Source organism: Achromobacter sp. FW305-C-30-7, from assembly GCF_058783105.1.
On sequence record NZ_JBYSYI010000001.1, the window covers coordinates 207,413 to 228,949 of the forward strand.

Consider the following 21,537-nt stretch of genomic DNA (forward strand, 5'->3'; position numbering starts at 1 on the left):
GCAGGCTCAGGCCGGGCGCTTGCGCATCAGGGCCGAACGCTTGCACGTGGCCACCACCTCGTCGCGATGGTTCAGCGCGGTGTGCTCGAACTCGACGATGCCCGCGTTGGGGCGCGATTTGCTTTCGCGCACCGACAGCACGCGGGTGCGCACGTGCAGGGTGTCGCCCGCGAAAACGGGCTTGGGGAAGTTCACGTCGGTCATGCCCAGGTTGGCCACCGTGGTGCCCAGGGTGGTGTCGTTGACCGTCATGCCGATCAGCAAGCCCAGCGTGAACAGGCTGTTGACCAGGGGCTTGCCGAACTCCGTCTGCGCCGCGAAGTGCGCGTCCAGGTGCAGCGGCTGCACGTTCATCGTCAGGGAACTGAACAGCACGTTGTCCATTTCGGTCAGGGTGCGGGTCCAGGCATGTTCGAACGTCTGTTCGGGCGAAAACTGTTCGTAGTAGAGGCCAGCCATATTCTTTCCTTCGTGTGTGGAGCGCCGGGAGCGGCCCGGATTTCGAGAGCGCGCTGCCGGTAAATCCGACTCGCGTTCTTATTCTTGAACAAAAGTTTATAGATATGAACTGAGGCAAGCAATGGTTTTTGCTTGGCGTAAACCCGCAGCAGTCATTTCGGCGGTGGCGGGCGCGGACGCGCGCCACCAACGCGGAGAGCGCGTGGCGTGGGGGCAGGAAAGGGGGGGCGGCCGTCCCATGTCAGGGACAGGGAGGAGGCCGGGGCTTGGAGTGTCCCTTTTTAGGGACTGGCCTTAGTAGGCAGGCGCGGCGGGCGCCGGGCTGTCCAGGCGTTGCGTGAGTTCGCGGCTGGCGGCAAGCAAGGTCTGGCCGATGCGGTCTGCCTTGGCGGCAGAGCGGTCCAGCGGCGCGCCGACGACCAGCGCCAGCACGGCGCCGTACAGCACCAGCGGCGCGGCAACCGACAGGGTGTCGGCCTGATGTTCCGCCAGATTGATGTGCCAGCCGCGCCTGGCTTCGGTTTCGATCAGCTGCAGCAGCTGCTTGTGTGTCTTGACCGTCTTGCCGGTGTAGCGGTCCAGGGGCAGGCGCGTGGCCAGCGCTTCGCGCTCGGCGGGCGGCATGGCGCCCAGCAGCGCGCGTCCGGAGGCGGAGGCATGCAGAGGTTTCTGTTGGCCGACCCTGGCGGTGAAACGCACGATGCGCTCGGGCTCGGCCACGTCCAGGTAGACCACCTGGTCGCCGGACCGTTGGGCCAGGATCAGGGTCTCGTCCAGCTCGTCGCGCAGCGCTTCCAGCGTGGGCCGGATGCGCGTGGTCAATTGGTCATGCTCGGCGACCGTGCGGGCCTCGTTCAGCCAGCGGCGCGTGAGGTAATAACGGCCCGCGGTCTGATGCGCGTAGCCGTCGCCTTCCAAGGTGTCCAGCAAGGCCAGGCAACTGGATTTGGGGATGCCCAGCCCGGCCGAGATCTGCGACAGCGTGGCCGGCGCCCGCGTCGTGGCGAAGAACTGCAGGATGTCCAGGACGCGCCTGGCGCTTTTTACGTCGTTCGTACTCATGCACGGGAATATATATTCATGAACGGGCAGCGGCAACCGCCGCCGCCCTCCGTGCCGTCAGTCGGCGTACACCCCCGCCTTGCGGATGATGCCGCCCCATTTGTCGACCTCGGACTGCAGCCAGGTCTGCAGGCCCTGCGGCGTCTGCTTGGATTCCGGCACGATCTCGGCGCCCAGTTCCGCCATCTTCTGCGTGAAGGCCGGATCCTTAAGCGCGGCACGCAGTGCCTCGTTGAACTTGGCGATGGCCTCGGGCGGCGTGCCCTTGGGCGCGTAGACGCCATGCCAGACCTTGACCTCGAAGTCCTTCAGGCCGTTTTCCTGCAGGGTCGGCGCATCGGGCAGGGTCTTGATGCGGTCCAGCGTGGTGACGCCGTATAGCTTGACGCGTTCGGCCTTGATCTGCGGAATGGTCTGGGTGGTCTGGTCGCACAGCACGTCCACCTGGCCGCCCAGCAGCGCGGTCATGGCCGGCGCTGTGCCGGCGTAGGGCACGGTGGTGAACTGCACGCCCAGCGATTCCTGCAGCAGCATGCCGCAGAGCTGCGACACCGCGCCCAGGCCGGCGTTGGCCAGGTTGATCTTGTTGCCGTTTTCCTTGGCGTACTTGATGAAGTCCTTCATGCCATCCGCGGGCAGGTCCTTGCGGCCCAGCAGCGTCATCGGCACGTCGGCCACCTGGCCGACATAGGCGAAGTCCGTCAGCGGATTGAACGACAGCTTGCGGTACAGCGCCGGCGCGGTGGCCATGCCGTTGTGGTGGATCAGGAAGGTATAGCCATCGGGCGCGGCGCGCGCCACGTGCTGCGATGCCAGCGTGCCGCCCGCGCCGGTGCGGTTCTCGATGATGATGCTCTGGCCCAGCGTCTTGGACATGGACGCGCCCAGGCTGCGCGCCACGACGTCGGTCGGCCCGCCCGCCGCGAACGGCACGACCAGCGAAATGGGATGGTTGGGGTAGGCGCCTTGTGCGCCGGCGTTGCCAGAGACCAGGCAGGACAGGGCCAGCACGGGCCAGGCCGCGCGCTTGAGCGCGCGCGCGTAGATGGGGGGCATGTCTCGCTCCTTGTGGTGTTGTCGAGGCCCCCAAGGCAAAGCATGACGGCCGGACACCAGTGTGGCGCGCCCACGCCCGGATGAGAATTCGCGGTTCCGCAAGCCGGGCTTCGGTTGCTGGAAAGGAGGGTTTACGCGGAAGGGCGATCATCCATGTGCAAAAGCCCACCGCAACAAAGCTGTTGCCTGTGGGCTTTCGATAACGGAAGGTGAACAGTGCCCCTAGTTCGCCTGATCCTTGCCCGGATCTTCTGCCAGCACCTGTGGCGCGGCATAGCTTGCCGCGGGCACGTCCACCGGCTCCGCGCGCAGCGGCTGGTGCACGCGGCTGGGCGGCACCAGCGAATCCGGCGAGTGGGGCTGGGTCCACAGCGGGTCCGGGATCTCGGCGAAGACCTGGCGCAGGCGTTCGCCCCAGGTGCCGCGGATCATGCGGAAGTACTCGTTGTGCTCGTCGATGCTGGCGAAGTGCGTGACGCGCAGCGAATGCGTGTCGTAGACCAGCAGGTCCAGCGGCAGGCCCACCGAGATGTTCGAGCGCAGGGTGGAGTCCATGGAGATCAGGGCGCACTTGGCGGCTTCGTCCAGCGACGTGTCGGGACGCAGCACGCGGTCCAGGATGGGCTTGCCGTACTTGGCTTCGCCGATCTGGAAGTACGGGCACTCCTGGCCGGCTTCGATGAAGTTGCCGGCCGAATACACCTGGAACAGGCGGCAGCGCTCGGTGCCGATCTGGCCGCCGAAGATCAGGTTGACGTTGAAGTCCACGCCCTGCTCGCGCAGGGCGGGGGCTTCGCGGTGATAGACGTCGCGCACCGCGGCGCCGACGCGGCGGGTGGCCTCGAACATGTCGGGCGCGTTCCAGACGGTTTCGCCGCCTTCGTCATGCTGGCGCGCCAGCGCGTTCAGCACGGCCTGGCTGACCGCCAGGTTGCCGGAGCTCATCAGCACCATCACGCGGTCGCCAGGGCGCTCGAACACGGTCATTTTGCGGAAGACGCTGATCTGGTCGACTCCGGCATTGGTGCGGGAGTCGGCCAGGAAAACCAGGCCGGAATCAAGGCGGGCGGCGACGCAGTAGGTCATGATCTGAAATTGGGAAAACCACGCTGCATTGTATTGCGGCGCGGCCGGCGGGATGTTACTGCTGGGCGCTGGTCTGGACCTGCACGCTGACCTCCATGGATTCCTGGCCGCCGCCGCTGCGCACGCCGCGCACCGGCGAGGCCGAGTCGTAGTCCCGCGCCACCGCCAGCCGGCAGTGGCAGTCGGAGGCGAACTGGCGGTTGGTGATGTCCACGCTGGTCCAGCCTACGTCGGGCAGCCAGACGTCGGCCCAGGCGTGGCTGGCCGCGTGCTCGGCGGTGGTGTACAGGTAGCCGCTGACATACCGGGCCGGCACGCCCAGGCCGCGCACGCAGGCCAGGAAGAGGTGGGCATGGTCCTGGCAGACGCCGTGGCCCATGGCCAGCACCTGGTTGGCGGCGGTGGTGACATCGGTGGTGCCGGGTTCGTACGCGACGCGGTCGCTGACCGCGGTAGCCAGGGCCAGGATGTCGTCGGGCGTGTTCAGGCCGGCGGGCAGCGCCTCGCGCACGAAGGCCATGACGGTGTCGTCGGCTTGGGTCAGCGGCGTCTGCACGCAATAAGCGTGCACCGGCAGGCGGCTGTCCTCGCTGCCCAGCAGGCCGCGTTCCAGCGGCGCCACCAGCACCTGTCCGACCACGCGCAGTTCGATGTCGCTGTGCGGCTGGTTGAGCGTCAGCGTGTGCGTGATGTTGCCGTAGGCGTCCACCTGCTTGTCCAGCGCGCCGGGCGCTTCGATGTGCCAGCGCAGCACGCGCTGGTGCTCGTCGTCGCGCGGGGTCAGGCGCAGGGTCTGGATGCTGTAGGTGACCGGCGCGGTGTAGCGGTAGTGCGTGAGGTGGGTGATGATCTGTTTCATTCCGGTCTCCCTAGGCGGACAGCGGCACCAGGAAGTCCTGGCTGATTCGGTTGCCGAGATCGTTGATGCGGTCCAGGAAGCGCTCCAGGTACTGGTGCAGGCCGCTGTCCAGGATGTCTTCGACGCGCCCGTATTGCAGTTCCGCGCACAGCATGCCGGCGCGCCGCTCAGTTTCGGTCGAGCGCTGGTTGGAAACGCGCGCCAGGTCGTCGGCCACCGCGCGCATCGAGGCCAGTAGCGAGCGCGGCATGTCGCCGTGCAGGATCAGCAGCTCCGCCACGCGGTCAGGGGTGATGACGTCGCGATACACCTTGCGGTAGATCTCCAGCCCCGATACCGAACTGAGCAGCGCCGACCAGCGGTAGAACTCGCTTTGCAGCGCCGCCGCGCCGGCGGGCTCAGTTCGGCCGTCCTGGCCATTGGCGCTGCGTTCGTGGAACTTCACGTCCAGCATGCGCGCGGTGCTGTCGGCGCGTTCCAGGTGCATGCCGATGCGCAGGAAGTACAGGGCCTCGTCCTCCAGCATGGTGCCGATGGTGACGCCGCGCGCCAGGTGCGAACGGAACTTCACCCATTCGAAGAACTCGCCCGGGTTGCGCTCCAGCAGACCGGTATGCAGATGCTTCAGCAGTTCCAGCCAGGTGGTGTTGTAGGTTTCCCAGACCTCGGTGGTGAGGCTGCCGCGCACGGCGCGCGCGTTCTCGCGGGCGGCGCGCATGCAGGCATAGATGGATGAGGGGTTCTCGGGATCGCGCACCATGTACTGCAGCACGTCGTGCGGCGAGATGGAGGCGTACTTGCTCTGGTAAAGGCCTTGCAGCTCGGAGATGCGCAGCACCGCCAGCCACGAGCCTTCGCGCGTCTGCGCGTCCTGCGGCAGCAGCGACATCTGCAGGTTCACGTCCAGCATGCGGGCGGTGTTCTCGGCGCGCTCGGTATAGCGGCACATCCAGAACAGATTGTCTGCGGTTCGGCTCAGCATGTTCAGTCCTCCTCCAGCACCCAGGTGTCCTTGGTGCCGCCGCCCTGGCTGCTGTTGACCACCAGCGAACCCTCGATCAGGGCCACGCGGCACAGGCCGCCCGGCACGGTGCGGATGTCCTTGCCGCACAGCACGTAGGGGCGCAGGTCCACGTGACGCGGCGCCACGCCCGATTCCACGTAGGTCGGCACGGTGGACAGCGCCAGCGTGGGCTGGGCGATGTAGTTGGCGGGATTGGCGCGCACCCGCTCCTTGAACGCGTCGACCTCGGCGCGCGAGGCCGACGGCCCCACCAGCATGCCGTAGCCGCCCGAACCGTGGACTTCCTTCACCACCAGTTCGTGCATGTGGGCCAGCACGTGCGACAGTTCATCCGGCCGGTTGCAGCGCCAGGTCGGGACGTTGGACAGTATCGGTTCCTCGGCCAGGTAGAAGCGGATCATGTCCGGCACGTACAGGTAAGTGGACTTGTCGTCGGCGATGCCGGTGCCGATGGCATTGGCCAGCGTGACGCGGCCGGCGCGGTACACCGACAGCAGGCCGGGCACGCCCAGTGCGGAATCGGCGCGGAACGACAGCGGGTCGAGGAAGTCGTCATCCAGGCGGCGATAGATCACGTCCACCTTGCGGGGCCCCTGCGTGGTGCGCATGTAGACGGTGTTCTGCTCGACGAACAGGTCCTGGCCTTCAACCAGTTCCACGCCCATCTGCTGCGCCAGGAAGGCGTGCTCGAAGTAGGCCGAGTTGTACATGCCTGGCGTCAGCACCACCACGGTGGGATCGTCGCCGCCGTGCGGCGCCACTTCGCGCAGGTTGTCCAGCAGCAGGTCGGGGTAATGCGCCACCGGTTCCACCTTGATGCGGCTGAAGGCGTCCGGCATCAGCCGCATCGACATCTTGCGGTTCTCCAGCATGTAGGACACGCCGGACGGCACGCGCAGATTGTCTTCCAGCACATAGAACTCGCCCGCGCCGGCGCGCACGATGTCCACGCCGGCGATATGGCAGTAGATGTCCTCGGCCACGTCCACGTCCTGCATTTCGGGGCGGTATTGGGCGTTGAGGAAAACCTGTTCGGCAGGCACGACGCCGGCCCGCACAATGTCGTGCCCGTGATAGATGTCGTGAATGAACATGTTGAGCGCGCGCACCCGCTGCTTCAGGCCGGCTTCCAGCAGGCGCCATTCGTCGGCCGGGATGATGCGCGGGATCAGGTCGAAAGGGATGAGCCGTTCGGTGCCGGCCGCGTCGCCCGCCACCGAGAACGTGATGCCCACCCGGCGAAAGCTCAGGTCCGCTTCCAGGCGGCGCGCGGCCATGGCCTGGGCGGACTGCTCATCGTGCCAGCGCTCGAAAGCTTGGCAATGGGAGCGTATGCCGCCGGCGCTGTCGCGCATTTCGTCATAGGCGGCGGGACGGGGTGATCTGTCCTTCATGGCTCCTCCGGTACAGGTGCTGGCCGCCGCGCTCGCGCGCGACAACCGCCCGGCCGATGTCCGGCCGGTTGCAAAGGATTAAGCAACACGCGTGCCAGCCTGGCTGGCACGCGCGGGGCGCGCCCCTGGGGACCAATATCCTCCGAAGGGCGTTGCGGCGCCATCGCCGCGGCGGCTGAGGCCAGGGATGGCGCAAGCGCCAGGCGCGGACTGGCCGGGGCTGGCGGGTGGAACGGGGTCAGTCGGGCTGGCGCGGAAAAGCTGGGCCAGGGGGAACGGATGGGGCAGCGCGGTGGCGCCGCCGAGACGGGCCGCGCAAGGTGCGCGACGTGCTGCGTAATAGGGCCGGGGACGTGGCCGGCCTCGCAGGCTATGTTAGGTCATGCACCGTTTTGGTGCAAGCTGGCGGGCCTAAGCTGGTGCGTCAGTTCATGCGGAAGCTGTGCAGGGTGGTGCCGCCCGTGCCGCCTTGTTCCAGCGGCGCCTGGGGCACCCAGCCGTCCTGGGTCAGCACCGCGTCCAGCGGGAAGTCGTGCGCGGCGGGTTCATGGCCGGCGTCCAGTTCGCCGCAGCTCCAGGCGATGCCGATGGCGATGAACGGGTGGCCGCGGTCGCGTAGCGCGGCCAGGGTGCGGTCGTAATAGCCGCCGCCGTAGCCCAGGCGGTCGCCCTGTTCGGTGTAGCCCAGGGTCGGCACCAGCACCACGTCCGGCAGCAATTCGGGGCCCGCGACGGGTTCCTGGATGCCATAGGGGCCGGCGCGCAATTCGGCGTCCGGCGTCCAGGGCAGGAAGGCCAGCGGGGCGTTGCGTTCGCGCACCACGGGCAGCGCCACCGCCACGCCGTTTTCGACCCATTGTTCGAGCAGGGGGCGCAGGTCGGGCTCGTCGGCCATGGGCCAGAAGGCGGCTACGGTCGCGGGCGCGGGGCGGCCGGCGCGCACGGCTTCGTCGCGCGCCACGTTCAGCCAGGTGAACAGGCGGGCGCGCATGAGCAGGCCGCCGCGGCTACGCTGGTCTTCCGGCAGTTCGGCGCGCAGTTTTCGCAATCGCGCGCGTAGCTGTACTGCGGTATCCTCTGGAGTATTTTGCGTAGTCATGCGGTGGCTGTAAGAGGGATGGACAAATGATGGCGAACGTGCGGGCGAAAGTGCGGACGAAAATGCGGATTGCCGGCATGCTGGCGTACGGCAAGGCCAGTGTATGAGGGACAGGGCATGACACAGACTCTGCAATCCGGACGGTATCAGAAAACCGCGCGGAAATCCGGGCCCGCCGCCACATCCGAAGCTGCTCCCGGCCTGCGCCGTTGGCTGCCGCTGCTGGCGCTGTTCACCGCGGCCTGTGCGCCGGTGGATGCGCAACAGCGCAGCGCGTCCGTCAAGACCCAGCCCGAGCCCGCCGTGCAGGCGGCGCAACCCGCCATTTCCGTGCCGCCGGCCGTGCTGGCGGGCCTGCCGCCCACTTCCCAGACGCCCGCGTTGGCCGCCGTGGTTGCAGCGCGCGAAGCCATGAACCGCAAGCAGTGGTCCGTGCTGGGCGCGCTGGTGCCGCAGGCCAAGCCGGACCCGCTGGGCATGTACCCCGAATACTGGCTGCTGCGCTATCAGCTGTGGACCCCGCCCGCCACGGGCCGGCCCACCGCCGACCTGCAGAAATTCATCAGCGGCAATTCCGACGCCTACCTGGCCGACCGCTTGCGCGGCGACTGGCTGCTGGCCGCCGCCCGCAGCGGCGACTTCGAAACCGTGCGCAAGCTCGCGCCCGTCAAGAACAGCAATGCGCAGATCGAGTGCGCCATCCTCGATGCCAAGCACATGACCGGGCAGCGCGTTAACGCGGCGCAGGCCGCGGCCGTGTTCGCGCCGGGCGGCGCCTGCTGGGCGCTGTACGACCAGTTGGTCGCTGACAGCATCATGGGCTGGGAACAACTGGAACCCCAGCTGCGCGACGCCATCGAGGCCAACAAGACGGCCGACGCGCGCAAATTCGCTCAGTACATGTTCGAGCCGGGCGACCTGAAAACCTATGACCTGCTCATGAAGGATCCCATGAAGTGGCTGACGCGCCAGAGCCGCCAGCCCGTGGGCCGCAACGAGAAGGAGCTGGTGACCATCGCCTTGGCGCGCCTGGCGCGCTCCGATGTCAGCGTGGCCGATTCCTACCTGCGCCGCGAATGGGGCAAGTCCGGGGACTGGTCCAAGTCCATGGCCAAGTCGAACCTGGCCTGGGTCCGCGGCCAGTACGCGCTGGTTGCCGCGCTGAATCTCGACAGCCGCGCCGACGACTGGTACCACGAGGCCGGCCACATCCGCATGACGGAGTACAACGCCGCCTGGAAGGTGCGCGCCGCCTTGCGCCAGCCCAAGATCGACTGGAAGTGGGTGATGGAATCCATTGACCAGATGCCGGCCTCGCAGCAGGCCGACTCGTCCTGGATCTACTGGAAAGCCCGCGGCCAGGCCGCGCGCGGCAACAAGGAACAGGCCGCCACCGCCTACGCCAGCATCGCCGACCGCTTCGACTTCTACGGCCAACTTGCCGCCGAGGAACTGGGCCGCCGCATCACCGTGCCGCCGCGTCCCGCGCCCATCAGCGACCAGGAAATCACCGAGGCCCGCGCCAATCCCGGCCTGCGCCGCGCGATCCAGCTCTTCCGCCTGGGCTGGCGCGCCGAAGCCGTGCCGGAATGGAACTTCACGCTGCGCGGCATGAGCGACCGCCAACTGATGGCCGCCGCCGAACTGGCGCGCGCCGAGAACATCTACGACCGCGTGGTCAACACTTCTGATCGCACGGAAAAAGAGTTCGATTTCAGCCAGCGCTTCATCGCGCCCTTCGAAGGCCGCGTCACCGCCAAGGCCAACGCCATCGCGCTGGACCCGGCCTGGGTCTACGGCCTGATCCGCCAGGAATCGCGCTTCATCATGGACGCGCGTTCGCACGTGGGCGCATCCGGCCTGATGCAACTGATGCCGGCCACCGCCAAGTGGGTCGCGGGCAAGATCGGCATGAGCAACTTCACGCCCGACAGCGTCAACGACTTCGACACCAATACCGAACTTGGCACCAATTATCTGAACATGGTGCTGCGCGACCTGAACGGTTCGCAGATGCTGGCCAGCGCGGGCTACAACGCCGGCCCGCGCCGTCCGCACAACTGGCGCTCGACCTTCACGCATCCGGTGGAAGGCGCCATCTTCGCCGAGACCATCCCGTTCAACGAAACGCGCACCTACGTGAAGAACGTGATGTCCAACTCGGTCTATTACGCGGCCATGTTCACCGGCCAGTCCCAGTCCCTGAAGGAACGCCTGGGCAACATCGTGCCGCTGGGCGCGGAAAGCACCTCGATTCCATGACGCGGGATCCGGCCACCGACGGCCTGCAGGTCTATATCGTGGGCGGAGCGGTGCGCGATGCGCTACTCGGCCTGCCGCCCGGCGACCACGACTGGGTCGTGGTCGGCGCCACGCCCGAGGACATGGCGCGCCGCGGCTTCGTGCCGGTGGGCGGCGATTTCCCCGTTTTCCTGCATCCGCGCAGCAAAGAGGAATACGCGCTGGCGCGCACCGAACGCAAATCGGGGCGGGGCTACAAGGGCTTCACCTTCTACACCGGCGCCGATGTCACGCTGGAAGAGGACTTGCGCCGTCGCGACTTGACCGTCAACGCCATCGCGCAGACGCAGGACGGCGAACTGGTCGATCCCCTGGGCGGCGCGGCGGACGTGCGCGACCGCATCTTCCGCCACGTCGGCGAGGCCTTCGAAGAGGATCCGGTGCGCATCCTGCGGCTGGCCCGCTTCGCGGCGCGCTTTGGCGATTTTTCCGTGGCGCCCGAAACCATCGAACTGTGCCGCCGCATGGTCGAGGCCGGCGAGGCCGATGCGCTGGTGGCCGAGCGGGTCTGGAAGGAATTGTCGCGCGGCCTGATGGCGGCGGCGCCGTCGCGCATGCTGGGCATCCTCCAGCAATGCGGGGCGCTGGCGCGCGTGATGCCCGAGCTGCAAGGTGTGGACCAGACCGCGGCGGATGTGGACCGCGCGGCCGCACAAGACCTATCGCTGCCGGGCCGCTACGCCTTGCTGTGCCGGCTGACGCCAGAACGCGACGCCATGGGCCGCCGCCTGCGCGTGCCTACCGAATGCAATGATTACGCGCGGCTGCTGCCGGAAGTGCTGGCGGGGCTGGATGCCGCGGAGCAGGGCGCGGACCCTGCCGATGCGCAGTTGGGGCTGATGGAGCGTGCCGACGCGCTGCGCAAGCCGGAACGCTTTGTCGATCTGCTGGATACGGCCGCGGTGCTGCGTGCCGTGGACCGCCCGGCTTGGCTGTCGCGCGTGGCGGCCGTGCGCGGCGTGGATGCCGGGGTCATCGCCCGCGCCTGCGCCGGAGATCCCGCGCGTATCAAGGAACAGGTCCGAGCAGCGCGTCTGGAGCGCCTGCGGGCGCAGTGATTCCGCGACCGATTTGAAAGAAGGGGCGCTGCGCGCCCTTACAGCTTGCTCAGCCGGTCGCCGCGCGAGAACCCCGCCAAGGGTTCGGTGATGCCGCGCCCCACCGCCAGCACCTTGAACAGTTCGCCCATTTCCGATTCGGACAAGAGCTTCTGCACGGGCGCTACCGCCTGCGCGTATTGCTGCACGTCGCTCGGATCCAGTTGCGCCAGCAGATCCATCAGCCCCGCGTTCATCAGGAAGCGGGCCTGGGAGGTGTAGCCCAGGACCTGCAGGCCGGCTTCGAGCGCGGCGTCTGCCATGGCGGTGAAATCGACGTGGGCGGTAATGTCCTGCAGGCCCGGCGCGGTGAAAGGATCGCCATGGGCGTGATGCCGCAGATGGCACATGAGCGTGCCGCCCGCGCGCTGCGGATGGTAGTACTCGCTGCGCGGAAAGCCGTAGTCCACCAGCAGCGCCGCGCCGCGCTCCAGCCAGCCGCCCATGGCGGCGATCCAGGCTTCGCCTTGCAGGTTGATCTCGGATACGTAACCGGGCAGGGCCGGCATGCGGGCGGCGACGGCGGCCGCCAGTGCCGGGGGCGCGGGGCGGTCCTGCCATACGAAGTCTTGCGAGGCATCCACCGCCACGCCGCGTTCCAGCACTTCGCCGGCCTCGCTCCAGTGGAAGATCGACACCGGCATCGCGTCCAAAACCTCGTTGGCCAGCACGCAGCCGGCGAAGCTCTGGGGCAGCGCGTCCAGCCATTGCACGCGGTCGCCGAACGCCGCCAGCCTTTCGGCCTGGCGCGCGCGCAGGTCAGCCGAGACTTCCAGGATCAGGTAGCGGGTCTGGGCGAGGCCCATCGCATCCAGTTCGCGCAGCACGCCTTCGGCCAGCGCGCCGGTGCCGGCGCCGAATTCCAGCACGGTCTCGGTCTGCGTCTGGCGCAGCACCTGGGCGGCTTGGCGCGCCAGCGTGCGGGCGAACAGCGGGCTCAGCTGGGGCGCCGTGACGAAGTCGCCGGCTGGGGCGCGGACGTCGCCGTCGGCGTCAGCCAGTTTGACGTTGCCGGCCGCGTAGTAGCCCAGCCCGGGCGCGTACAGCGCTTGCGCCATCCAGTGGTCGAACGACAGCCAGCCGCCATGGGCGGCGATCGTGGCGCGCAGGTGCGCGGCGGCGGCGGCGCTGTGTTCCTGGGCGGCGGGGGCAAGGGCGGGCAGGTTGGCGGGAGCGGATCGTTGCATGGTCGGGTGGTGCGTGGACAAGCAGTCATTTTCCCAAAAAACAAACCCCGCGACAGGCGCGGGGTTTGTGGTGGGCTCAAGCGGGGCGATTAGCCGCGGCGATCAGCCGGCTTGGCGAAGCGCTTGGCGGGGCCGCCGGGGCGCTTGTCGAACGTGGGTTTGCCACGGAAACCGCCTTCGGGGCGGTCGCCGCCGCGGAAGCCGCCTTCACGCTGGGGACGGTCGCCGAAGCTGGGACGGTCGCCAAAGCTCGGACGATCGCTGAAGCTGGGGCGCGAGTCACGGTCGCCGCCACGGAAACCGCCTTCACGCGGGCCGCGCTCGCTGAACGGGCGGGCATCGCGCTGGGGGCGGTCGCCATAGCTGGGACGATCGCCGAAGCTGGGGCGCGAATCGCGGTCGCCGCCGCGGAAGCCGCCTTCGCGCTGGGGACGGTCACCGAAGGGACGGTTGCCCTGGTAGCCGCCTTCGCGCTGCGGACGGTCGCCGAAGCTGGGGCGATCGCTGAAGGAACGGGCCGGGCGGTCGCCGAACGGACGATTGCCTTGGTAGCCGCCTTCACGCGGGGCGCTGTCGCGATTGCCCTGGTAACCGCCTTCACGCGGCTTGAATTCGCCACGCGGACCGCCGAAGGAACGACCCTCGCGGTTGCCCTGGTAGCCGCCGCCGGGACGCTTGCCGTACGGCTTGCCGCCACCGCCGCCGGTCGAAGGACGCGGGGTGCGCTTGGGTTCCAGGCCGGCGATCACTTCAGGCGTGATCGATTGGCCAATGTAGTGCTCGATGCGACGGACCTTGTGGCGCTCGGAGTGCGTGGCCAGCGTGAAGGCCAAACCGCTGCGGCCGGCGCGGCCGGTACGGCCGATACGGTGCACGTAGTCTTCGGCCTGCATCGGCAGGTCGAAGTTGACGGCGTGGCTGATGCCTTGCACGTCGATGCCGCGGGCGGCCACGTCGGTGGCGACCAGGATGCGCAGCTGGCCGCGTTGCAGTTGCGACAGCGTGCGGGTGCGCTGGCGCTGGTTCATGTCGCCGTGCAGGGCGGCGGCGGCAAAGCCTTGGTCGGCCAGGCGGTCGGCCAGATCGTCAGCGCCGCGCTTGGTCGACGTGAAGACGATGGCCTGGTCCAGCGCGGCGTCGCGCAGCACGTGGTCCAGCAATTGCATCTTGTGGCTGGCATCGTCCGCGTACAGCAGGCTTTGCGTGATGTTGGTGTGCTTTTCCTTGGCGCCGGCCATTTCGATGCGCTGCGGATCACGCATCATGCGCGCCGCCAGCTTGGCGATGGTGCCGTCCAGCGTGGCCGAGAACAGCAGCGTCTGACGGTCTTCCGGCAGGCGGCCGACGATGGTCTCGATGTCTTCGATGAAGCCCATGTCCAGCATGCGGTCGGCTTCGTCCAGCACCAGCGTGTGCACGGTGTTCAGCTTGACGCGGCCCGAGTTCAGGTGATCGATCAGGCGGCCGGGGGTGGCGACCAGCACGTCCACGCGGCGCGACAGCGCCTTCAACTGCGCGCCGTAGGGCATGCCGCCCACGACGGTGGCGGTGCGCAGGTCGGCCAGCTTGCGGCCGTAGGTGGCGGTGGCGTCGGTGACTTGCAGGGCCAGTTCGCGGGTCGGGGTCAGCACCAGCACTTGCACGCCGACGCCCTTGTTGGCGGGCATCTGGGCGATACGATGCAGGGCCGGCAGCATGAAGGCCGCGGTCTTGCCGCTACCCGTCTGCGAGGACACCATCAAGTCGTGGCCGGCCAGCGCTTGGGGAATGGCGGAGGCTTGGACCGGGGTGGGGGTGGAGAAGCCAGCTTCTTGGACGGCCGACAACAGAGCGGGCGCAAGACCCAGGTTTTCGAAAGACATTACTTTCCCTTGCCGCAATCAATGCGACGCAGTGCTTGGTCGGGCCAGGGGATTAGGCGGCCGGATCCAGGCGACGGTTGATGGAGCATCGTGCCGACCGGATCAACCATGCGCGTGGCGCGTTCTCTAGTACTGAGTGGAACGCAGGGCGAAAGGAAAGGGGTCAGGAATCGATGATAGTTCGGCATGGGGCCGGGGCTGTTACCCGGCAGACTGCGAAAACTTCCGCTAAATCAAGGCGGTAAATGCCGAACTCGTTTTGTGCAGTGCGGCGATCATAACCCGAATTCGCCTTGCATGGGAATTATTTTTTTGTCCAGCCCCCAATCAATAGGGTTTTTCCCTTGGTTGGTCAGCCACTGATTGGTCGCCAGGAAATGGCCGCAGCCCAGGAAGGGCACGGGGGGCCTTCTGGCGGAAAGCGGGGAGGGATGGTTGGACATCAGGACCAGGTGGCCGCTGTTGTCCGGGAGCAACGCCCGCTTGGCTTGGGCATGGGCTCCCCAGAGCATGAAAACCTTCGGGGAGGGATCTCTGGCGACCAGGGCGATCAACGCATCCGTCACCGTTTCCCAGCCGCGCTTGGCATGGGACGCAGGCTGTCCGTCTTCCACGGTCAGCGCGGTATTCAGCAGCAGCACGCCCTGATCGGCCCAGTCGCTCAGGTCGTTGCCGGCAGGAACGCCGCTGCCTGGATACTCCTGGGCGATCTCATTGAAGATGTTGCGCAGGCTGGGCGGCCGCTTGCAGTCGTCCGGCACCGAGAAGGCCAGCCCCTGGGCCTGACCGGGGCCGTGGTACGGGTCCTGTCCCAGGATCACCACGCGCACGTCCGACGGCGCCAGGCCGTGCAGGGCGCGGAAGGGCGTCGCGGGATAGATGGTCGCGCCTTCGCTCAGGCGCTTTTCCACGTGAGCGGTCACGGCGGCCAGCGCGTCGGCGACGGCGCCAGGTGTAAAGGCGGCGGCCCAGGCGTCGGGTAGTTGCGCGGTCTGGGTACCAAGGGCGTCAGGGACGAGGCGATTATCGGTAGGCATGGGCGCGATTTTGGCATAGAGGGTGAGGTGGCCCGTCTCGTGGACATGCTGTTGTATTCGAATTGAGAATCATTGTTAATATTGCGGCCTTCCTGCATTCGCCGCGATTGCCGCCATGTCCAGTCCTCCCAGCAGCCTGAAAGGTTGGCTCGCCCACTACGGCGAGTTGGTGGGTGCGTGGGCCAAGCGCAATTCAAGGCCCAGCGAGGCTGAGGACGCCGCGCAGGATGTGATGGCCGGCTTGCTGAGCGGCGGCAGCCGCAGCGTATCCAACGGCAAATCCTATTTGCGCCGGGCGGCGCAGAATCGGCTGATCAGCGAGATGCGGCGGCAGGCGCGGCATGATGAGGTATCGCTGGAAGCCTGGGCCGCCGATGACCCTGCCCAGTGGCATGACCCGGAGTCCAGCGCTCGCGCTCGCCAGTTGGCTGACGCGCTGGAATGCGCCCTGGCCAGCTTGCCGCTAAAGAAGCGGCAAGCCTATGTGTGGTGCCGGCTCGAAGGCTATTCGCAGCCCGAAGTCGCGGCGCGGATGGGCCTGGCGCTCAATACCGTCGAGCGCTATATCATGGACGCCACCCGAGAAGTCCGCGAACAGCTGAAACACTTCTGCCCGGATTGATCCGCCGCGCAATGACCGACCCCATCGACCCCGACACCCTGACCGATCCCCGCGATGCGGCCGCCTATTGGTTCGCCCGTGCGCATTCGGAACAGATGAGCCAGGCCGAGCGCCTGCAGTTCGAAGCGTGGCGGCGGGCGCATCCCTCGCACGACCTGGAGTTCCGCCGCGCGCGCGGCATCTGGAATGCCAGCGCGCAGTTGGGGGAAGAGCGGTTGCGCGCGCTGACGCAGGAGCCGCTAGCCGCATCCCGCCGCCGCGCGCCGCCGCGGCGTCGCCTGGCGGCGGGGCTGGTCCTTGCAGGCGCCGCCGCCGTGGTCGCGGCCGTGGCGTTGCCGCGATGGGGCGAGGGCGATCCCAGCTACGCCGCGCAATACGCAACGCAGTTGGGGCAACGCCAGCAGGTGTCGCTGCCCGATGCGTCCATCGTCGACCTGAACACCGCCACGCAATTGTCGGTAGCGCTACTCGCGGACCGCCGCGTGGTGGAGTTGAAAGCGGGAGAGGCGACATTTTCGGTGACGCCGGACGCCAGCCGGCCGTTCTATGTTGAGGCCGGCGGCGTGACCATCCGCGTGACGGGCACGCGCTTCAATGTCCGGCGCGACGCCGATGTTGTGCGCGTGGCCGTGGAATCGGGCACGGTGGCGGTCCAGTCTGGCCATTGGTGGAACCGCAGCCAGGTACTGCTGACGGCGGGGCAAGGCACGCGCACGGCGCAGGATGGGCGCTTGTCGCCGTCCGAAAAACTGGACGTGGCGACTGTGCTGGCCTGGCAGCGCGGCCGCGCGGTATTCCGCGACGTGCCGCTGTCCGAAGCCGTTTCCGAAATGAACCGCTACGGCCACGCGCCGATCCGCGTGTCGGGTGATGACGTCGCGGCGATGCGGATTTCGGGCGTGTTCAGCGTCGACAATCCCAGGGCCTTCCTGGATTTGCTGCCCGCGATCGCGCCGGTGCGCGTGCAAAGCGGCGCGGATGGCTCGGCCTTGATCGTGCGCCGCTAGCTTTTTGCGGCCATCCCGTCGGCCCGTTCAATTACGAATAGTTACTATTCAATCGCGTTTTTCCATCAGGGATTTGTCCGCGACAGGCGTCTTGTCTCCCAAGGGCATCGATCCGATGCCGCGGCTGCGCCAGCATCCTCCGTCATGGGTTGACTGGCGCGCCTTGTCTCAAGACCCCTCCAGGAACGCTAGTCTCGTGAACCGTAAACCCTCTGGACCCACATCGCGCCAGGCCGAGCCGACGCGCGGGCTGACCGTGCTGGCCCTGTCCTTGATGCTGGCGCTGGCCATGCCGCAACGTGAGGTCCACGCGCAGGAAGCGCCGCTGGCCGTGAATATCCCCGCGCAGTCGCTGGAAGGCGCCTTGACGCAACTGGCGACGCAGGCATCGCTGGAATTGGCGTACGCGCCCGATACGGTGCGGGGGCTGCAGGCGCCCGCCGTGGCGGGCAATCTGACGCCGGACCAGGCCTTGCGGGCGCTGCTGGCAGGGTCCGGGCTGGCGTTTGAACGATCGGGCAGCAATGTGTCGGTGTCGCGCGTAGGGGACGCCAACAGCGTGGTGATGAACACCATCACCGTCGTAGGCAAGGGCAACTCGATCACCGAGGACACCGGTTCCTACACCACTGGCGCCATGAGCACGGCGACCAAGCTGCCGCTGACCATCCAGGAAACGCCGCAATCCGTCAGCGTGGTCACCCGGCAGAAGCTGGACGACTTCGCCATGCAGACGATCGACGACGTGGCCAACAGCACCACCGGCGTCACGGTCAACCATTGGAGCAATGACCGCTCGCGCTATTTCTCACGCGGCTTCACCATCAATACCTTCCTGATGGACGGCCTGCCCGTGTCGTACGAGACGGACACCTCCACCTACAGCACTACGGCCATGTACGACCACGTGGAAGTCGTGCGCGGCCCCACTGGCCTGATGACCGGCATGGGCGACCCTTCCGGCACCATCAACTTTGTGCGCAAGCAGCCGACCGACGCTGCGCAATTCATTGCCACCGCGCGCGCGGGGTCATGGAACAACTTTTCGGGCGAATTCGATGCCAGCGGGCCATTGAACGACAGCGGTTCGGTGCGCGCACGCTTCGTCACGTCGCAGCAGTCGCGGGACTATTTCACCGACGGCTACAGCAGCCGCAGGCAGCTGTACTACGGCGTGGTGGACATCGACCTGACCGCTAACACCGTCCTGACGCTGGGCGGGCATTCCAATCGCGAAGACAACCCTGGCTCCGAATGGATGGGCGTGCCCACCGCCGTGGATGGCACTCCGCTGGATATCCGGCGGTCGCGCCGCTTTTCGCCGTCATGGAGCTATTGGGACAAGAGTGAATACAGCCTGTTCGCCGAGCTGAAGCACACCTTCGCCAACGGCTGGATGGCGCGCGCGGCGGCTCGGGGCGTCAATGGCAAATCGTCGCTGGATGGCGCGTACTTCGTCGCCAGCGACAGTGGGCTGAGCGGCAACGTGTATGACGTAATGGGAGGCCGCTACGACTATGACAAGAAGCAGCGCAGCTTCGACCTGTCCGCCCAAGGCCCGATTACGCTGTTTGGTCGCGAGCATGACATCGCGGTGGGCGCGAGCTACCGCAACGACCATTGGCTCGACAACGGCTACAGCTACCTGAACGAGCCGGGCGGTTATCTGATGGTCTCGGGCGTCGACCCCTCTACCTGGGACCCGGATTCCATGCGCCGCCAGGACTTCGTCAAAGACACGATGTGGCGCCGCGACCAGCGCTCCGAGTTGAGCTCGCTCTATGCCACGGGCCGCTTCCGCCTGGCCGATCCGTTGAGCATGATCCTGGGCGCCCGCATGGATTGGTTCGATTTCGACAATAAACAGACCCAGGGCAGTTGGAGCAGTCAGCGCGAGTTTGGCGAAGATGCCCACTTCACGCCCTATGCCGCGCTGATCTATGACCTGAACGACAACCATTCGGTCTACGCCAGCTATTCCAGCATTTTCAAGCCGCAGTACTACCTGGACACGTCCGGCACCGTGCTCAAGCCGGTGGAAGGCACCAATTACGAAATCGGCTTGAAGGGCAGCTACCTGGACGAACGCGTCAACGCCGCCATTGCGCTGTTCTCGACCACGCAGACCAACCTGCCGCAAGCCGTCACGGACATCCCATCGTGCTTCGTGGCCACCAATTGCTACCGCGCCGTCGGCGAGGTGAAGAGCGAGGGCGTGGAGATCGACATCAATGGCGAATTGCTGCCGCGCCTGAATGTGGGCATCGGCTATTCCTACACCCGGGCCAAGGTCTCAAGCGGGGGCGTGGATGGCGCATCCGGTCAACCTTATGCCAGCTATGTTCCGCAGCACCAGTTCAAGGTGTCGGCGATGTATCACCTGCCCGGGGCCCTGGAAAAGTGGCGGGTGGGCGGAGCGGTGCGCGCGCAAAGCAAGATCACGACGCAGTCTCTGACCAGCAGCGCCGGGTATGTGATCAAGCAATCACCCTACGCGGTGGTCGATCTGGTGGCGGGCTATCGGGTGAACCGCCAGCTGGACTTCCAGCTGAACGTGAATAACCTGTTCGACAAGCGCTATTTCGATACGCTGGCAGGCAACAACGGCGGCAACTATTACGGCACGCCTCGCAGTTTCCTGCTGAGCACGCGCTATCAGTTCTAACGGCGGCCGGGTGCGCGTACGAACACGCGCGCCCGGCGGCTGCGCCGGCGTTCAGACCGGCCAGCCGTCCTGCCGATATGCCGAATCCCAGAACATCCATTCCAGCTGCGCGGCGCGGGTGTAGGCCGCGTGCATCTGCGCCAGCGTTTCGGCGGACGCCTGTTCGGCGACGCGGTCGACCGTCGCGATGACCCTGCGCACCAGGGCGTGGAAGTCCTCGCAGGCATAGGCCTCGATCCAGGCCGCATAGGGATTGGGTTGGGCCGCCCGCGCGTGGATCTCGCGGCCGATTTCGGCATAGATCCAGAAGCAGGGCAGCAGGGCCGCCAGCGCCACCGGGTACGGCGCGCTCCAGGCGGTGGCGATCAGGTAGCTGGTGTAGTGGTGGCAGGCCGGGGTGAGCGGCGTGGCTTCGAAGGTGGCGTCGTCGATGCCGAACTGCTTCAGAAAGCCCGCGTGCAGCGTGCGTTCGGCGACGACCGCGCCTTTGGCCGCATCCGCGAACTGCACCACGCCGTCGGCGTCATCGGCCTTGGCAGAGGCGATGGCGAGTGCGCGTCCGAAGGCCACCAGGTAGTGCGCATCCTGGATCATGTAGTGCTTGAATGCGTTCTCGTCGAGCTGGCCGCTGGCCAGTTCCTGGTTGAACGGCATGTCGCGCGTGGTTTCGTACAGCGCGGCGTTGCGCGCCCAGGCATCGGAGCTGAAAGACATGGGGTTCCTCAAGGCAGGCGACCGGCGCGCAATTGCGCGCCGGTCCACAAAGAGGGCTAGGGTATCAAAGACCGCGCGGCAATAGGCGGCGCGGGCCGAATCACTGCATGTACCAGCCGTGGCTGACCACGAAGGACTGGCCCGTGAAGGCGGCGCTGGGGAAGGCGGCCAGGAACAGGGCGGTCTGCGCCACGTCCTCGACCGTCGTGAAGACGCCGTCGACCGTGTCGCCCAGCATCACCTTCTTGACCACGTCCTCTTCGCTGATGCCCAGTTCCTTGGCCTGTTCGGGGATCTGCTTTTCCACCAGCGGCGTGCGCACGAAACCCGGGCAGATGACGTGCGAGCGCACATTGTGCGCCGCGCCTTCCTTGGCCAGCACGCGCGCCAGGCCTAGCAGGGCGTGCTTGGCGGCCACGTAGGCGGACTTCAGCGGCGAGGCTTCGTGCGAATGGACCGAGCCCATATAGATGACCACGCCGCCGCGGTCGCCCTTGTACATGTGCTTGAGCGCCGCCTTGGTTGTGAGGAATGCGCCGTCCACGTGGATGGCCTGCATCTTCTTCCAGTCCGAGAATGCGAAGTTCTCGATGGGATTGACGATCTGGATGCCCGCGTTCGAGATCAAGATGTCGATGCTGCCGTAGGCGGCGGCAACGCGGTCGATTCCCTGGTTCACGGCGTCTTCGCTGGTGACGTCCATGGCGACGCCCATGGCCTTGCCGCCCGCCTGTTCGATTTCGCGGGCGACGGCGTCGGCGCCTGCCTGGTTCAGATCCGCGATGGCGACTGCCGCACCGGCGCGCGCGAGGGTGAGGGCGATTTCCTTGCCGATGCCGCTGGCGGCGCCGGTGACGACGGCGACTTTTCCATTCAGGTTATGCATGCTGGAACCTCCGGGTTGGGATTGCCGGTGGGCCGGGCCACGCCCTGTCGCCCACGGATGCGGGGAGCATGGCTTGATGGTAGCGCTCCAGGATTAGAGCAGGCTGAACGCGCAAGCGGG

The 21,537-nt window shown here is 67.0% G+C and carries 18 protein-coding genes; 5 read left to right on the forward strand and 13 right to left on the reverse strand.

What is annotated here, in order from left to right:
- Positions 1 to 6: 6 nt before the first annotated feature.
- The 8 genes from AC3WOB_RS01065 to AC3WOB_RS01100 all read right to left on the reverse strand — a co-directional run bounded on the left by AC3WOB_RS01065 (position 7) and on the right by AC3WOB_RS01100 (position 8,039).
- Positions 7 to 459 carry a MaoC family dehydratase gene (locus AC3WOB_RS01065; protein WP_492273931.1) on the reverse strand — a complete coding sequence of 151 codons (453 nt, stop codon included), beginning with the start codon at positions 457 to 459 and terminating at the stop codon, positions 7 to 9.
- 294 nt (positions 460 to 753) lie between these two features.
- Positions 754 to 1,521, reverse strand: coding sequence for an IclR family transcriptional regulator (locus tag AC3WOB_RS01070; RefSeq protein ID WP_492273932.1), 768 nt, complete (start codon positions 1,519 to 1,521; stop codon positions 754 to 756).
- 57 nt (positions 1,522 to 1,578) lie between these two features.
- Positions 1,579 to 2,577: a tripartite tricarboxylate transporter substrate-binding protein gene (locus AC3WOB_RS01075; RefSeq protein ID WP_013396806.1), complete on the reverse strand. Its 999-nt coding sequence runs from the start codon at positions 2,575 to 2,577 to the stop codon at positions 1,579 to 1,581.
- A gap of 222 nt (positions 2,578 to 2,799) precedes the next feature.
- On the reverse strand, positions 2,800 to 3,663 hold the full coding sequence (locus AC3WOB_RS01080; protein ID WP_492273933.1) for a proteasome-type protease: 864 nt from the start codon (positions 3,661 to 3,663) through the stop codon (positions 2,800 to 2,802).
- Between the two features lie 55 nt (positions 3,664 to 3,718).
- Positions 3,719 to 4,522: a transglutaminase family protein gene (locus tag AC3WOB_RS01085; RefSeq protein WP_492273934.1), complete on the reverse strand. Its 804-nt coding sequence runs from the start codon at positions 4,520 to 4,522 to the stop codon at positions 3,719 to 3,721.
- A 10-nt stretch (positions 4,523 to 4,532) separates the two neighbouring features.
- Positions 4,533 to 5,504: an alpha-E domain-containing protein gene (locus AC3WOB_RS01090; protein ID WP_013396803.1), complete on the reverse strand. Its 972-nt coding sequence runs from the start codon at positions 5,502 to 5,504 to the stop codon at positions 4,533 to 4,535.
- A 2-nt stretch (positions 5,505 to 5,506) separates the two neighbouring features.
- Complete coding sequence (locus AC3WOB_RS01095; protein WP_492273935.1) at positions 5,507 to 6,940, reverse strand: circularly permuted type 2 ATP-grasp protein; 1,434 nt, start codon at positions 6,938 to 6,940, stop codon at positions 5,507 to 5,509.
- 424 nt (positions 6,941 to 7,364) lie between these two features.
- On the reverse strand, positions 7,365 to 8,039 hold the full coding sequence (locus AC3WOB_RS01100) for a 5-formyltetrahydrofolate cyclo-ligase (RefSeq protein ID WP_492273936.1): 675 nt from the start codon (positions 8,037 to 8,039) through the stop codon (positions 7,365 to 7,367).
- Between the two features lie 117 nt (positions 8,040 to 8,156).
- Here AC3WOB_RS01100 and AC3WOB_RS01105 point away from each other — a divergent pair, with 117 nt between their 5' ends.
- Entirely contained in the window at positions 8,157 to 10,301 is a 2,145-nt protein-coding gene (locus AC3WOB_RS01105; RefSeq protein WP_013396800.1) for a lytic transglycosylase domain-containing protein, read from the forward strand.
- Entirely contained in the window at positions 10,298 to 11,398 is a 1,101-nt protein-coding gene (locus tag AC3WOB_RS01110) for a tRNA nucleotidyltransferase/poly(A) polymerase-related protein (RefSeq protein ID WP_013396799.1), read from the forward strand. Before AC3WOB_RS01105 ends, AC3WOB_RS01110 begins: the two co-directional genes overlap by 4 nt.
- 38 nt (positions 11,399 to 11,436) lie before the next feature.
- Here AC3WOB_RS01110 and AC3WOB_RS01115 read toward each other — a convergent pair whose 3' ends face one another.
- The 3 genes from AC3WOB_RS01115 to AC3WOB_RS01125 all read right to left on the reverse strand — a co-directional run bounded on the left by AC3WOB_RS01115 (position 11,437) and on the right by AC3WOB_RS01125 (position 15,523).
- A complete protein-coding gene (locus AC3WOB_RS01115; RefSeq protein ID WP_013396798.1) occupies positions 11,437 to 12,624 on the reverse strand; it encodes a class I SAM-dependent methyltransferase in 1,188 nt (395 codons plus the stop codon).
- Between the two features lie 89 nt (positions 12,625 to 12,713).
- Positions 12,714 to 14,486 carry a DEAD/DEAH box helicase gene (locus AC3WOB_RS01120; RefSeq protein WP_013396797.1) on the reverse strand — a complete coding sequence of 591 codons (1,773 nt, stop codon included), beginning with the start codon at positions 14,484 to 14,486 and terminating at the stop codon, positions 12,714 to 12,716.
- Between the two features lie 275 nt (positions 14,487 to 14,761).
- Complete coding sequence (locus AC3WOB_RS01125; RefSeq protein ID WP_013396796.1) at positions 14,762 to 15,523, reverse strand: uracil-DNA glycosylase; 762 nt, start codon at positions 15,521 to 15,523, stop codon at positions 14,762 to 14,764.
- A 115-nt stretch (positions 15,524 to 15,638) separates the two neighbouring features.
- Between AC3WOB_RS01125 and AC3WOB_RS01130 the strand changes: the two genes are divergently transcribed.
- The 3 genes from AC3WOB_RS01130 (at position 15,639) to AC3WOB_RS01140 (ending at position 19,817) form a co-directional block, all read left to right on the forward strand.
- Entirely contained in the window at positions 15,639 to 16,145 is a 507-nt protein-coding gene (locus AC3WOB_RS01130) for an RNA polymerase sigma factor (protein WP_013396795.1), read from the forward strand.
- 11 nt (positions 16,146 to 16,156) lie between these two features.
- Positions 16,157 to 17,152, forward strand: coding sequence for a FecR family protein (locus AC3WOB_RS01135; protein ID WP_013396794.1), 996 nt, complete (start codon positions 16,157 to 16,159; stop codon positions 17,150 to 17,152).
- A gap of 196 nt (positions 17,153 to 17,348) precedes the next feature.
- Entirely contained in the window at positions 17,349 to 19,817 is a 2,469-nt protein-coding gene (locus tag AC3WOB_RS01140; RefSeq protein WP_013396793.1) for a TonB-dependent siderophore receptor, read from the forward strand.
- Positions 19,818 to 19,868: 51 nt separating this feature from the next.
- Here the strand turns inward: AC3WOB_RS01140 and tenA are convergent, their stop codons facing one another.
- Positions 19,869 to 20,531 carry a thiaminase II gene (tenA, locus tag AC3WOB_RS01145; protein ID WP_013396792.1) on the reverse strand — a complete coding sequence of 221 codons (663 nt, stop codon included), beginning with the start codon at positions 20,529 to 20,531 and terminating at the stop codon, positions 19,869 to 19,871.
- A 100-nt stretch (positions 20,532 to 20,631) separates the two neighbouring features.
- The gene (locus tag AC3WOB_RS01150; RefSeq protein ID WP_013396791.1) at positions 20,632 to 21,417 is read right to left on the reverse strand and encodes a 3-hydroxybutyrate dehydrogenase; all 786 of its coding nucleotides are present in this window, start codon (positions 21,415 to 21,417) and stop codon (positions 20,632 to 20,634) included.
- Positions 21,418 to 21,537 lie beyond the last annotated feature (120 nt).

Excerpts from the sequence above, each read along its gene's own strand:
- AC3WOB_RS01115 (WP_013396798.1), bottom strand. The coding sequence starts at position 12,624 with ATGCAACGATCCGCTCCCGCCAACCTGCCCGCCCTTGCCCCCGCCGCC.
- tenA (WP_013396792.1), bottom strand. The coding sequence starts at position 20,531 with ATGTCTTTCAGCTCCGATGCCTGGGCGCGCAACGCCGCGCTGTACGAA.
- AC3WOB_RS01120 (WP_013396797.1), bottom strand. The coding sequence starts at position 14,486 with ATGTCTTTCGAAAACCTGGGTCTTGCGCCCGCTCTGTTGTCGGCCGTC.
- AC3WOB_RS01110 (WP_013396799.1), top strand. The coding sequence starts at position 10,298 with ATGACGCGGGATCCGGCCACCGACGGCCTGCAGGTCTATATCGTGGGC.
- AC3WOB_RS01075 (WP_013396806.1), bottom strand. The coding sequence starts at position 2,577 with ATGCCCCCCATCTACGCGCGCGCGCTCAAGCGCGCGGCCTGGCCCGTG.
- AC3WOB_RS01070 (WP_492273932.1), bottom strand. The coding sequence starts at position 1,521 with ATGAGTACGAACGACGTAAAAAGCGCCAGGCGCGTCCTGGACATCCTG.
- AC3WOB_RS01080 (WP_492273933.1), bottom strand. The coding sequence starts at position 3,663 with ATGACCTACTGCGTCGCCGCCCGCCTTGATTCCGGCCTGGTTTTCCTG.
- AC3WOB_RS01065 (WP_492273931.1), bottom strand. The coding sequence starts at position 459 with ATGGCTGGCCTCTACTACGAACAGTTTTCGCCCGAACAGACGTTCGAA.
- AC3WOB_RS01100 (WP_492273936.1), bottom strand. The coding sequence starts at position 8,039 with ATGACTACGCAAAATACTCCAGAGGATACCGCAGTACAGCTACGCGCG.
- AC3WOB_RS01125 (WP_013396796.1), bottom strand. The coding sequence starts at position 15,523 with ATGCCTACCGATAATCGCCTCGTCCCTGACGCCCTTGGTACCCAGACC.
- AC3WOB_RS01095 (WP_492273935.1), bottom strand. The coding sequence starts at position 6,940 with ATGAAGGACAGATCACCCCGTCCCGCCGCCTATGACGAAATGCGCGAC.
- AC3WOB_RS01135 (WP_013396794.1), top strand. The coding sequence starts at position 16,157 with ATGACCGACCCCATCGACCCCGACACCCTGACCGATCCCCGCGATGCG.
- AC3WOB_RS01105 (WP_013396800.1), top strand. The coding sequence starts at position 8,157 with ATGACACAGACTCTGCAATCCGGACGGTATCAGAAAACCGCGCGGAAA.
- AC3WOB_RS01090 (WP_013396803.1), bottom strand. The coding sequence starts at position 5,504 with ATGCTGAGCCGAACCGCAGACAATCTGTTCTGGATGTGCCGCTATACC.
- AC3WOB_RS01085 (WP_492273934.1), bottom strand. The coding sequence starts at position 4,522 with ATGAAACAGATCATCACCCACCTCACGCACTACCGCTACACCGCGCCG.
- AC3WOB_RS01150 (WP_013396791.1), bottom strand. The coding sequence starts at position 21,417 with ATGCATAACCTGAATGGAAAAGTCGCCGTCGTCACCGGCGCCGCCAGC.
- AC3WOB_RS01130 (WP_013396795.1), top strand. The coding sequence starts at position 15,639 with ATGTCCAGTCCTCCCAGCAGCCTGAAAGGTTGGCTCGCCCACTACGGC.